This is a genomic window from Dyella koreensis (genome assembly GCF_044904565.1).
Lineage (GTDB): Bacteria > Pseudomonadota > Gammaproteobacteria > Xanthomonadales > Rhodanobacteraceae > Dyella_D > Dyella_D koreensis.
The window spans coordinates 382,192-393,969 of the sequence record NZ_JADIKD010000009.1 but is presented as its reverse complement, the minus strand read 5'-3'; the positions used below and the strand labels follow the sequence as shown (position 1 = coordinate 393,969).

11 protein-coding genes are annotated in these 11,778 nt (G+C 58.6%); 7 read left to right on the top strand and 4 right to left on the bottom strand.

Annotated elements, in window-relative coordinates; translation table 11 throughout:
- Window positions 1-183: 183 nt before the first annotated feature.
- From ISS97_RS09160 to ISS97_RS09140, 5 genes are all read left to right on the top strand, one after another.
- Entirely contained in the window at window positions 184-2,025 is a 1,842-nt protein-coding gene (locus ISS97_RS09160; protein WP_379985125.1) for an RICIN domain-containing protein, read from the top strand.
- A 252-nt stretch (window positions 2,026-2,277) separates the two neighbouring features.
- The gene (locus ISS97_RS09155; RefSeq protein ID WP_379985126.1) at window positions 2,278-2,841 is read left to right on the top strand and encodes a RebB family R body protein; all 564 of its coding nucleotides are present in this window, start codon (window positions 2,278-2,280) and stop codon (window positions 2,839-2,841) included.
- A 118-nt stretch (window positions 2,842-2,959) separates the two neighbouring features.
- A complete protein-coding gene (locus tag ISS97_RS09150) occupies window positions 2,960-3,526 on the top strand; it encodes a hypothetical protein (RefSeq protein ID WP_379985127.1) in 567 nt (188 codons plus the stop codon).
- A gap of 98 nt (window positions 3,527-3,624) precedes the next feature.
- Complete coding sequence (locus ISS97_RS09145; RefSeq protein WP_379985128.1) at window positions 3,625-4,383, top strand: hypothetical protein; 759 nt, start codon at window positions 3,625-3,627, stop codon at window positions 4,381-4,383.
- 59 nt (window positions 4,384-4,442) lie between these two features.
- Window positions 4,443-5,783, top strand: coding sequence for a DUF6438 domain-containing protein (locus tag ISS97_RS09140; RefSeq protein WP_379985129.1), 1,341 nt, complete (start codon window positions 4,443-4,445; stop codon window positions 5,781-5,783).
- A gap of 133 nt (window positions 5,784-5,916) precedes the next feature.
- On the opposite strand, the gene ISS97_RS09135 is transcribed toward ISS97_RS09140, so the two are convergent.
- Together ISS97_RS09135 and ISS97_RS09130 are read right to left on the bottom strand one after the other, a co-directional pair.
- On the bottom strand, window positions 5,917-7,245 hold the full coding sequence (locus tag ISS97_RS09135; protein WP_379985130.1) for an amidohydrolase family protein: 1,329 nt from the start codon (window positions 7,243-7,245) through the stop codon (window positions 5,917-5,919).
- A gap of 17 nt (window positions 7,246-7,262) precedes the next feature.
- Entirely contained in the window at window positions 7,263-7,826 is a 564-nt protein-coding gene (locus tag ISS97_RS09130) for a TetR/AcrR family transcriptional regulator (RefSeq protein WP_379985132.1), read from the bottom strand.
- Between the two features lie 340 nt (window positions 7,827-8,166).
- Between ISS97_RS09130 and ISS97_RS09125 the strand changes: the two genes are divergently transcribed.
- Both ISS97_RS09125 and ISS97_RS09120 read left to right on the top strand, forming a co-directional pair.
- The gene (locus ISS97_RS09125; protein WP_379985133.1) at window positions 8,167-8,793 is read left to right on the top strand and encodes a class I SAM-dependent methyltransferase; all 627 of its coding nucleotides are present in this window, start codon (window positions 8,167-8,169) and stop codon (window positions 8,791-8,793) included.
- A gap of 252 nt (window positions 8,794-9,045) precedes the next feature.
- Window positions 9,046-9,720, top strand: coding sequence for a TetR/AcrR family transcriptional regulator (locus ISS97_RS09120; protein ID WP_379985134.1), 675 nt, complete (start codon window positions 9,046-9,048; stop codon window positions 9,718-9,720).
- Between the two features lie 37 nt (window positions 9,721-9,757).
- Here ISS97_RS09120 and ISS97_RS09115 read toward each other — a convergent pair whose 3' ends face one another.
- Complete coding sequence (locus ISS97_RS09115; protein WP_379985135.1) at window positions 9,758-10,624, bottom strand: NAD(P)H-binding protein; 867 nt, start codon at window positions 10,622-10,624, stop codon at window positions 9,758-9,760.
- Window positions 10,624-11,460: an SGNH/GDSL hydrolase family protein gene (locus tag ISS97_RS09110; protein ID WP_379985136.1), complete on the bottom strand. Its 837-nt coding sequence runs from the start codon at window positions 11,458-11,460 to the stop codon at window positions 10,624-10,626. Before ISS97_RS09110 ends, ISS97_RS09115 begins: the two co-directional genes overlap by 1 nt.
- Window positions 11,461-11,778: the final 318 nt, after the last annotated feature.

Sequence of the window (11,778 nt, the reverse complement as noted above, 5' to 3'; positions counted from 1 at the left end):
TCCACGCCCGGGATGTCCTGCCTGGGGTTCGGAGCCGCAATGCGACGGCCGATCCGATGGAGGCTGCAGCGGCTGTGGTCAACGGTCCGCTTTCAAGTATTCTCCGCCGACTAGCAGAGGCATCTTGGCGTGGAGGTTGGCGCCCAGGCAAAGTCTTTAGTTATTCCTTGGGGGAGGAATGTCATGGCGTTTTCGCCCGGTCCAAACGACTACTACTATCTCGTCGCCCGCCACAGCGGCAAAGTGCTCAGTGTCGCGAACGCTTCGAGTGCGTCCGGTGCGCGTATCCAGCAGGCGGAGCCCGCGGACGAGAAGCACCAGCATTTCAAGTTCGACGCGGTCAGTACGCGGCTGTTCGCGATACGTGTGAAGCACTCGGATCTGGTGATCGACATCGATGGCGCCCATACGGTGGATGGCGCAAACGTGATCCAGGCCGGGTGGCACAACGGTGCCAACCAGCGGTTCCGTCTGGTCGATGCGGGCGATGGGTACTACTTCATCGAAGCCGAGCACAGCGGCAAATGCCTGGATGTCTACGGAGCGACCGCGACGTCCGGCGCGAGCGTGGTGCAACATCAGAATCGCTACGCTGGCGATGCGCATAACCAGCAGTTCAAGCCGGTGCTGGCCACCAGCGAGATCGGCCTGGCCATGCTGCCGACCTTCAAGCGCCCGCTCGACTACCTGCGCGAAATCACCATAGGCGGCATAGGCCTTATTCCCACGGCGGGCGGCGCGATCAAGTTCGTCACCGCCGCACTGTGGCCCGACAACTCGTTGCAGATGGTCTGGGACCAGATCACGGCGTATATCGACAAGCTCGTCGAATCAAAGCTTTCGGCAGAACGCATCACAGCGCTGAAGCTTGCGCTGGATGGCGCCAAAAAGAATCTGGACGAGTACAACGGCCTGCAGCCCGGCACGGAGAAGGCCGGCTACATGAACTCGGTCATCGCCACGCTCAATACGAGCGACCGCGCCTTTTTCCGCAAAGAGGAGCCGGAGAAGACGGCGACCTATCTGATGACGATGGGCACGCTCAAGCTCACCCTATTGCGCGAGCGCGCACTCAACTACGCAACGATCGCCAAGGTGGACAAGGATCCCAATCCCGACGGCCATCTGGCGTCGCTCAAATCCGCCGTCGCGGAGTACACCAAGGCCGCACTGACATTCCGCGCCGGCCTGATGGAGCGCCGGCTGAAATTTCTCTCCGGCGTCACACGCCATGAAGCGACCCGGGCGCAATTCATCGACTATGTGGTGAAAGACGCGGCCGACGAGAGAGAGGGGCGTGCCGCGACCATGTATGTATGGCGGGTCTTTCCGCCCTTCGACAGGGAGCAGCAGCGGACGGCGGAGACCAAGCTGTTGCCGGCCTGCAAGGCGTTGGTTACCGCGCAATACGGTGCGCAGCTCGATGCGATGTTCGCTTCGGCGCGAATCTGGAACTCGTATATCCCTGGCCAGGCTGCACCGACGTCCAGGACGGTGCGCGCCTCCGTCGGACCGTTTGGCGGCGGCATCGGTACGGCGACCGATCTCACCCAGGACAAGCCGATCGAGGGCGTGCGCATTTACTTCGATCGGCGCATTCGTGGCATCCAGGCAAAGCATGCCTCCGGCTGGGGACCGCTGGTCGGCCGCGCGGAAGGCGCCTGCCGCGAACTCCTGCTCAAGAAGGATGAGCGCATCGTGTCCGCGTACGGACAGGCCGATGGCCAGCTTGCCTCCGCCAGCTTCGAAACCAGCTTCGGCGCAAGCATCCGCACGTCCGTCCCTTCTGCCGATGGCAAGGTGTGGAACGCGGACTTGCCGCCGGAACTCAATGCGACGCTGGTACGCATCAGCGCCTCACCCGGAGAGCAGGGCGTCGAAGGAATCACGCTGCATTGGGAGTACGCGGTGCTGGGCGATTATCCGGTGGCTCTGCGTGGCAGCGCGAAGTCGGAAGGCGCAGCGGCAAAGATGGCACGTAAAAAGGGCGGAACACGATCAGTAGGCGACAAGACGAGTCGTTAGTTCGTCTTTAGCCAGATTTTATCTCGCTAGCGTGCGTCTGATTGTCCAGCGCTTCGTGGGTGCACTTGGAGCCTTCCTGATTGTTCGCTTTTGAAGAGGCTTTAACGCAGCGGCGTACCAACGATGCTGCAAACACGTCTTGATTGGCTATGCACACTGAAAGCATTGAATCCTGCTCAACCACAGAAAACCAGACCTGTTGCGCAGGCTGAATAAGGCGCTACCAGGTGACCTCACTCTGAAGGAGCTCTCATGTCAACGTCGACCCAGGTTAATCCTCAAGTTACCGATGCCGTAGTGCAAACCAACCCCTCCACCCCGGGCGGTGCGCCAACGATTTCCCTCAACCAAATCTATATGGCCACGGCGCAGGCCTTGATGAATGCCGCGCACAATGCCGTCAATAGCCAGCAGCAGAGTTTCGTCCTGATGCAAGCGGCGACAACGCAAGCCGTGATGCAACTGTTGTCGATCGATGGCGCAGGCAAAGCCGCGCCACTCGATGCAAGCAATGCTTCTGGCGTGACGGCGGCACAAGTGGCCACAGCCTCGCCTGATGCCTCGGCGCATATCGAGCGGGTGAGCGAGTTGCCGAACAAGCTCGGACTCGACAACGCGGGTCCATGGTCCCATGCGGTGCGGGAGATCATGAACACGCTAGCCAGCGCCTTACGCGAACTGCAGAGCGCGGCACAGGAAACCGATATGGCCATGGTGAAGCAGGCGGCGATAGCAGCTGTGTTGACACGCATGATCAAGGCCCCCGATCAACGGGAGCCATATCAGAAGATCCTGGAGTTGATCGAGGGACTCTAGCGCAGCCGCGCGGAGGCGCTTCTTCAAGAGCAGCGCCCTCCCTGCGAGAGGGGAGGGCGTTGGCAGCTCGGCTGTTCAAATAGCCCGCCTACTTTTCCACGGCGACGACCGAGGCAGGGTGCTCCAGCAACTGTTCCTTAGCGCGAACGAGAAGACATCGATGTGTCGATTGGTGGTCGTGTGGGGACTTGGTATCGCAGCTGCGCTGAGCCCTTTCATTTCCGGGTACGCCGCGTGCTTGCCTGATGATCTTGTCGGCGTTTTGAGCCAGCAGCATCCGGGATGGAAGGTAGTCGGACTCGGTGACCTGAGGGTTGACGATCAGGCGATCCTCAGGCGATTCCGCCTGGACGAATGCCCCGGTGTTGCAAAGGGAAGATTCAATGGCCGGGACGATGCCTATGCAGTGACGCTATTCGATAGGAGGGGTGGCCTGAAACAGGTTCTGCTCGTCTTAACGCCGTCGACTGCCTCGGGAGTGACGCACGTCGATCTAATTTCGCCTCCCGAACGCGTGGATGTTTTATCGGTGGTGTCACGCGCACCGCCGGGAAATTTTTCTGGCGTCGATGGATCGCAAGTACGCATACGTAACGACAGTATTAAATTTGAAACGCTAGAGGCGGGCTCACTGGTCTATTACTTTGATGGACGAAGCTACCGTTCCATGCAGATCAGTGAGTAGCGCTTGGGTCATTCGCAGATCGGTGATTACGGCGCAATGTCTTCTTCCAACCCATAGATGACATCCCGATTGGCTAGTAGCTCCATCCAGGAGAAAAAATGCAAAGCGCCGTCGGTGAGTTCCTCGATGATTGGCTCGTTGTGAACGAGGTGATGGCGGTAAGGGATGGCGATCTTGTCACCGCACGCCTTCTTTCGACCAAGAACGGACATTTTGAGGATAGGGATATGCTTCGAATCGGCGTTTCTTTTTGCCTGGCCTGTTGTGCTGGAGCTGTAGCGGCTTCCACGCCCCCGCCCGCGCCGCCCATTAGCGAGATGACGTGGCCGTCGACGTCTCGCGGCGCACCGGTGGATGGACTCATGCTTGGCCCAATTGCCGTGCATTTTGAGAAGACGACGCTCGGTGACGTCGTTGCTGCCAACCACCTTGGCGTGATTGATCATCGGGGCGATGCGGGTGAGAGCGAGTACTGGCTCTGCTACAGCCTGCCTCAGAAGGGACAGCGGATCTGGATTGTTTCGAGCGGGGAAATGGGTGGGAGGGAACATCTCGTGACGAGCTTGGTCGGCGAACAAACGGATACAGTCAGCGCCAGTAATGACTGCCCAGCGCTACCAGCGACAACAACGGTGGCACTGCTCGACCGCCAGGGGTGGCTTGGAATGACGTCGACCGACGTAAAAAAACAGTTTGGGGCGCCTTCTCACCGATCAGGCGCGTGGCAAGCCTTCAATTTCGACGGAAAGGTCAAGAGTGTCTGCTCCGGAGGAGCCGACAGGAGCAACTGGCTCTGGGTCGAGCTGCTTAATCAGCACGCGAACGTGATCATTGCGGGCCAGGTGACATCCTGCTGATGGACTGCATCACATAACGTAGTGTCCGCTTTCAACTGCGACTTCAGGCCAGGATGACTATGAAGAAGAGGTCTCGCGTATCAGGCATGGTGAAAGCCGGTTGCCTACTTGCGGTGGCGGTTGCTGTTTTCGAGGCTGCGGCGACTAGTGGGCCAGATGAAGTCGCGATTACCTTGGAGCGGTCGGCTTGTTTTGGTTCCTGCCCGGTTTATAAGGTCACGATCCATGGCGATGGGCACGTGCAGTTCACGACAAACACTTCACCTGTTGATGAAGTTGATGGCGTTCATAGGCAATTTTCCCCCTCAGGTGGAGTGCTGCTGCCAGGAGCGCATGAAGATCGCGTTCGACCCGAAGCTGTGAAGGCATTGGTCGCGCAGTTTGAAGCTGCCGATTTCTGGCATCTCAAGGATGAGTATCGAGCTCAGGTAACCGATGTGCCTACCCAAGTCATCACCTTGGTGGTTGGTGGCCGGAAAAAAGCCGTTGTGGACTATATGGGAACGAAGGCCGGGATGCCTCAAGAGGTGAAGGACCTGGAGGTGGCGATCGATCGCGCTGCGGGCACTGATCGCTGGGTATCGGGTGCTCCCGGCCTTGTTTCCTGGCTCGAGCAGACCGGGTTCGATTTTCGATCGGCCCATGCAACTGAACTGGCGGTTTCTGGCGAAGTCGGTGAAGCAGACGAAGTCACCATCCTTTCGCTCATCGACCATGGTGCGCCTTTGGACCAGTCAGTGGCGCCCTCAAGAAGGTTTCCCGGTAAGGTGAATATCGCCGGCATGACCCTGCTCGAGGGCTCGATCTGGCGGGGGCATGCGCGCGTGTTCGAGCGTCTCGTGACATATGGATGGCTCGATCGACTGGGCAAGGCGAAGGCAGCTGAAGTCTTTGCCGAGCACGCGGCGGGTTGCTCGCCTGCAATGGTCGACGCTGCGGCCAATGCCGGCGTGGACATCGATCTTGCCGTCTTTCATAGGGACGATGCCGATGAGGAGTCACAAGGAAAGACAGCGCTTGCGGAACTTGGAGCGTCGTACGCCTGCTACCGCGATGAGGCGGCACGTGTCCTGACGGCCAAAAGCCTGCTTGCGCGGGGGGCAGATCCCAATCATCGGGACCGGCTGGGGAGAACGCCATTGTATGGCGTGGAAAACCTGGAGCTTCTGAACGTTCTTCTAGCGCACGGCGCCGACCCATCCGTAAAGTCCAAGGACGGGAGAAGCATGCTGTTTGGTAGCTGGACCGATGCCATCGTGCTGCGGCTGCTGGAGGCCGGCGCGAGCCCCGTCGGGCGATATGACTACGATGGCAAGACGCTTGCCCAGCAAGCCAAAGCTAGGGACATGCCATTGGTGGCGCAGTGGTTGGTTGCCCATCCGGAGGCGTTTCGTCGCTGATGGGCGTTGCGCCTAACCGTCTGGCCACGGAGTGGCCGGACCTTGCCGTATGGCAAGGTCGATATGTCTGCTTCCGACCCAAAGCGGACACCCTCGGCGAATGTATTTCGCACCCCGCATGTCCAATTCACTTCTATCGATCCGCACCCCAAATTACCCTTCCCGCTCGGATCGTGTCGCGCACACGGGCGAAGGCGGTCGGATCTTTGGCGGGGTCGCCGTTCAACAATACAAGATCGGCATCCATACCCTTTGCAATCCGACCTTTGCGGGAGATGTAGCCGAATCGCTTGGCCGGCGCGGTGGTGAGCGAGGTCAGGACAGCCCGCCAGTCGAGGGCGCCCGACATCAGCTTGTATTCCTCCGTGGGGTCGAAGACATCGATGTAACCCACGTCGGTGCCGAACAATATCTGGCCGCCCGCGCCAGCGTAGTTTTTGACCTCTGCTGTGATGACCGAAATAGCGTTCGCCAGATCGCTCGGGCTTTCGTGGAATTTCTTCGCCTCGACCTCGAACAGCATCATGGTTGGAATGAGAGCCATATCATGTGCGCGCAGTCGGGCGATCAACTCTGGCGACCACCCGCCCGAGTCTCCCCCATCCATGGCTGTGGTATGAGCAAGGATATCGACCCCTGACTCAATCGCCACGTTTATCCCAGCGAGGCTGGCTGGATGAGCGAACGCGGGTTTCTTCCGACGATGTGCCTCGTCGACGATCGCCTTGGCGATGTCAATCGGCATAGGAAGAACGCCGATCTTCCCGCCCACGACCGCACCGGCGAAGATCTTCACGCCATCGGTGCCGTTATCAAGTTGGCGAGCCACGCGAGCAGCAGCTTCTTCGGGTGTTGAAACTTCTTCATCGGGCGCGCCATGTGCCCGCAGATATTCGCGAACATAGATTGGCGTTCCGCCTTTTGGATAGAAGGGGTCGCCAACTGTCAAAATCATGGGGCCCGTGATCTCACCCGTTTCCACGCGGCGCCGAAGTGCGATCGCGTTCTCGGTCGATGAGGCGATGTCAAAAATGGTGGTGAAGCCCCAGCGAGTGAGCATGGTCTCCAAGCCACCTTGCAAGGTTTCGGCTTTCGCTGCAGTTGCGCCGAGAAGGTTCGGTGTCATCAGGTGGACATGGCTGTTCCAGAAACCTGCCGTCAGCACTGAGCCGCGCGCGTCTATTTGACGAACCCCACGGGGAACGGTGATCTGCCGGCGTGAGCCAACACCGACGATCTTCCCTCCACGCACGAGAACGACACCATCGTTGATGGGTTCACTATCGGGTGCTGGGTAGATTCTTGCCCCCACAATGGCAAGATCAGCTGTGTTAGGAGTCGACTCATGCGCGCTCCCATCAGCAATGAGAGGCAGCCCGACGATCAGTCCGATCAACGTGCTGAGAAACAATGCGCCAATTCGATATCGAGGGCTTGATGCTCTTGCCAATAAGCGGGTCATCTTTCTCTCCGAAGCGGTCAGACTGAATAAGATTCAATGCAGTGCCGTAGCGCCGTGCGATAGATCGTTTTGAACTGCGCCTCACTCGAAAACCGGTTGGCGCGATGCATGGAGACCAGGCCTTGGGCGAGAGCCGCGAGTGACAGTGCAACGTCAAGCGCAGGCTTGTTGCCAAACCATCCGTTGGACTTAGCCTGATCAATTCGCAAGATGACCATCGCCATGACGGGTGAGCGCCCGACTGCGAAGTCATCCGGAAATTGGCGTGCGCTGGGCGCTGGGAGCATGAAAGCCGCATCGAAACGGTGCGGCTTGGTCAGTGCGAAATTTAAGTACGCCTCGATCAGCTCCTCCAGCCACGCCATGGGATCCTCGGCTGATATGGACGACACGATCTTGCCCCACGTTGCCAGACCGTCATCCATAAGGGCATCGAGCAAGGCGCTTTTGTCCGCAAAATGCCGATACATGGCCATCGGCGACAACTTGGCTCGCGCGGCGACCTTGCGAACGGTGAGTCCGGGGACGCCCTCGCGATCGAGGACAGCTCTTGCGGCGGTGAGGATGGTGTCTCTTGTCATATGTGTACACTGTACGCGCATAAGTGTACTATGTAAACAGCTTCGCTTTCGAAGCATGTTTGAAGTTGACTCACTCTAGGAATGAGTTTCGGGATGCCATCCCGAGCTAATCGTGTTACCCCGGTTAGAGACACATTGAGATGTCCGCTTCCGACCCGAAGCGGGCATTTTCATCGGCGCGGCAATCAATAAAAGGAGCCGGAGGTAGTTAAGGGTCTCAAGGCGGGCGTATAACTACCTCCGGTCCCTTAAGGCCTGCCCAGAGCGGACACTCAAAATTAGGAAGATAGGCTGATAAGCCTCTCGTTCGTCGTGGTCTCTTATCATGGTGGAAGCAAGGATGAGTACCGATCGAGATACCGTGAGGTCCTATGACATGGTCGCGGCGGAGTACGCTGCCGAGGCCGCGGTCATGCCCAAATGGGTCGCGATAGAGATTGACGCGTTTGTGACCGCGCTGCATGGCTCGGGAAGAGTCCTGGAGATCGGAAGCGGCGGCGGGCGTGATGCGCTTGAGCTTGAGCTGAGAGGCATTAACGTCCGTCGGACCGATGTTTCGAAGGGTTTCGTCGAACTGCTTCGCCAGAATGGCTTTGAAGCCGACCAGTTGGATCCACTGACTGAAGACATGGTCGACCCACAGCGTCCCGACTCGCCGTACGACGGGATCTGGGCCTGCGCCTGCCTGATTCATGTCGCGCGCAAGGATTTCGGCACTGTGCTTGGACGACTTGCAGGCGCAACGCGAGCCGGTGGCCAACTACACGTCTCGGTTAGAGAGGGCGATGGCGAGTGTGTGTCCGCACGCGGCAGCGCTGCGGCAACTCGGCGTTACGTCGAGACCTACTGGCGCGAGCCTGACTTACGATCCGCGATCACAGACGCTGGCTGGATAGTCAGCGAGGTACGTCGTTGCATGGGGAGGCCCGATGATTGGTGGCTGAGCGTTCGGGCGAGTCGGGCATAACGCGTACAGAGTCGTTTGCTACTACTGCTTTGGCGAGTTTGCACCTGATGCCATCAGCGCGTGTGGCCGATAGCGGACACTGAGAGCGGAGTGGGCAACCCATAGTGCTAATGTCCGCTTGCGACCCAAAGCGGACACCCAGGGCGGAATTGCCTGCGTAGCCTTAGTGACAGCGAAGACCGGTTGCCTCCCAAATTGTCAGGGACCTGCGGTAGCCGCCTGATTGGGACGCAAACGTGGTCACCGACTCGTTTGGCGCCTGAATTCAGGGACAATGCGCTGCGCATCGCCCTTTACCTGCCCTTACCAGCTCGATATTTTCACCGGATGATAAATAACGCCAACATTCCGGCCCGGCGCATTCCCAGACAGCACCGTTCACGACAAACTGTGGAGGCTGTCCTTGCTGCCGTCCCCTTGGTGATGAAACGCCACGGGGCCGCATCAATCACGACGAACCGCATTGCCGAGGTTGCGGGAGTCAGTATCGGCTCCCTTTACCAATATTTCCCGGACAAGAGGTCGGTTTTCAATGCTTTGCATGAGCGCCATGTCGGGGACGTTCGAAATATGCTGGAGCGCAGTATTGCAGCCCACAAATCATCGTCTTTCAGCGAATTTGTGGTCGATCTCGTGGAAGATCTTGTCGATCTTCATTCCGTCGAGACAGAATTGCACCAACTAATTTCCACATCGGTCAATGAGGGCCCGGAGCACTTTCGCCACGCCCTGCGAGCGGTATTTGAGAAGGCCATCGCCCAGTATGGTTCGGAAAAAGCGAACCGCATCCTGTTCGTCTTGCCAAGTCTGGTCGAAGGCGTCGTCCACGGGGTGTCATTGTCGCCATTCGCAAACCGCGAGGCCAAGGGCGAGGCAGTGAAGGCGATCCTCGCCTACCTGTCCGCTCATCCCGAACTGGGACGATAACTCGCCTTGAGCAATGTTGAAGCAAGGTGCAAGGTCATCAGGATCGGCCCTTTCTTTTGGCAAAGTAGCTGACGTTCTCGCCAATCCAATCGCCAAAGTTCTTGGGCGTGCGCCCGAGCAGTTGCTGCAGGCCATCACTGACGGTGGCGAGTCGACCCTCGCGAATGGTCCGCCAGATATCGACCAGCGCCTCGGCATAGGCGTGATCGGTCCACGTGAACGCGCCCGCCATTGCATCGGCATCAGACAGGGTTTCATAGCGGACAGATTTGCCTATCGCTTCACCGATAGCCGTGGCCATCTCTCTGTAGCTCAGAGCTTTGGGGCCCGTAATGACTAGCGCGTCATTTGCGGCTGCCCCATGAGACAAAACTGACACTACGACGTCGGCGATGTCGTCAGGGTGTATAAAAGCGATCTTCCCTTCGCCGGTCGATGAAGAAAGCACTCCATCCGTGCGGATCGAATCCGCCCAACTCAACGCGTTTGACATAAACGCTGATGTCTGGATGAACGTGTGGCGCACACCACTCTCTCGAATGGCATCCTCGCCGCGCGCGTGCCAGGGACCGGTTCCCACGCCGGTTTTGACGTCAAGCGTTGAGAGTTTGGTGAGATGGTGGACACCTGCATCGCGCGCCGCCAGCGCGCAGGTGCGGTCCCGCTCTCCCAAGTCGGGACCAGTGTTGACCAGGAAAAGAGCGTCACACCCTTGGAACGCGACCGTCAAATCATTGCGGGAGCTTGCGAGGTCGCCCACCCGGATTTCTACACGGTCGCCAAATAGCTTCCGCGCTTTCTTGGCATCGCGGACAAGCACGCAAGGCGTCTCGCCTGCGTCGAGAAGACGCTGTGTGACCAGTGATCCAATATTCCCAGTCGCCCCAGTGACGAGGTGTTTCATCACGACTCACACCAAGCCCGAACTATCTCGAAAGCGACTCTCTGATGCCCCGCTAGCGTGAAGTGAAGCCCGTCCTCCATCAGCAATTCATTCAACGATGAAGCACCAATCCGTTGAAACAAATCGACAACCGGATCACCGAAGCCGTGCATGGCTGTCGCAACCTGCGCGATGTCTTCGTTGCGAAAGCTCACGCCGAAGCGAGACAACGCCCAATGTTTGGACACCTGGTTCTCATTCACCGCAACTGGTGTGACCCACAAACATCGCGCCCCCGTCTCACTTGTGACACGGGACCGGAGTTCGGCAAGATTTCGGGCAGTCTCTTCGTGATTAACAATCGTCTTGGTGGGTTTTGGGCCCTGCATCCTTGCGTCGTTCAGTCCGAGGAAGAACAAGACCCAATCCGGGCCGCCGGCGAGCACTTCACTGATTCGGACCAGACCGTGCGTAGTCGTATCGCCGCTGACGGCACTTGCCACCACCGAGATGTTGTCGTCAGGCCGCCGCGCCGAGATCAACTCTTGCAAGATGACCGCCCAAGACTGTGGATCCGACGTCCGGCTGTCGCCAAAAGCGAAGACTCGAGCATCTTTGCGCAAGGGGAGCCGATCAATCATTGCTCCAATAGCGGGTTCCGCGAGGAGCGTTCGCGCCGACGCTTTCGCGCCCGCAGTGAGTTTGGCAAGCTCTGCTGAATAGTAGTCCGGGTCAAGCCCCAGCAAAGCGGCACGGGCCTGCACAGTGAGCGATGCCGCTCCCGGAAGAGACGCCACGGTCCTCTCGGGTTGAAAAACTTTCATCATCCAGTGCATTTGTTCTTCTGACATTTTCATCAGGATGGCTCCCCAGGTTTTGACGAGATTCCAGTAGGTTATCGATCAAGCGACCGATGGTCAGCTCGCGTTTGGGTGCCGAAAAAAGCCGTTGAAACAGATGCAGGAAGGAAGCGCTACTCAGATTTTCCTGCGCCGAGCGTCCCGACGAGAATGATGTTGAGCGGTATGGCTGTATGTTCGGCGTGCGGTGAGGGACGAGGCAATCTGTCGACGCTGGATGGTCACGGCGTTCGGTCACTACGTTCTGGCACGTTTGCTCGCAGCAGATGACCTGCTACGGTCGGAACCGTAAGGTCCGCTTGCGACCCATAGCGG

What these genes read in the sequence shown, in the direction of transcription:
- ISS97_RS09145 (WP_379985128.1), top strand. Translation starts at nt 3,625, where the DNA reads ATGCAAAGCGCCGTCGGTGAGTTCCTCGATGATTGGCTCGTTGTGAAC.
- ISS97_RS09125 (WP_379985133.1), top strand. Translation starts at nt 8,167, where the DNA reads ATGAGTACCGATCGAGATACCGTGAGGTCCTATGACATGGTCGCGGCG.
- ISS97_RS09110 (WP_379985136.1), bottom strand. Translation starts at nt 11,460, where the DNA reads ATGAAAATGTCAGAAGAACAAATGCACTGGATGATGAAAGTTTTTCAA.
- ISS97_RS09140 (WP_379985129.1), top strand. Translation starts at nt 4,443, where the DNA reads ATGAAGAAGAGGTCTCGCGTATCAGGCATGGTGAAAGCCGGTTGCCTA.
- ISS97_RS09160 (WP_379985125.1), top strand. Translation starts at nt 184, where the DNA reads ATGGCGTTTTCGCCCGGTCCAAACGACTACTACTATCTCGTCGCCCGC.
- ISS97_RS09130 (WP_379985132.1), bottom strand. Translation starts at nt 7,826, where the DNA reads ATGACAAGAGACACCATCCTCACCGCCGCAAGAGCTGTCCTCGATCGC.
- ISS97_RS09135 (WP_379985130.1), bottom strand. Translation starts at nt 7,245, where the DNA reads ATGACCCGCTTATTGGCAAGAGCATCAAGCCCTCGATATCGAATTGGC.
- ISS97_RS09155 (WP_379985126.1), top strand. Translation starts at nt 2,278, where the DNA reads ATGTCAACGTCGACCCAGGTTAATCCTCAAGTTACCGATGCCGTAGTG.
- ISS97_RS09115 (WP_379985135.1), bottom strand. Translation starts at nt 10,624, where the DNA reads ATGAAACACCTCGTCACTGGGGCGACTGGGAATATTGGATCACTGGTC.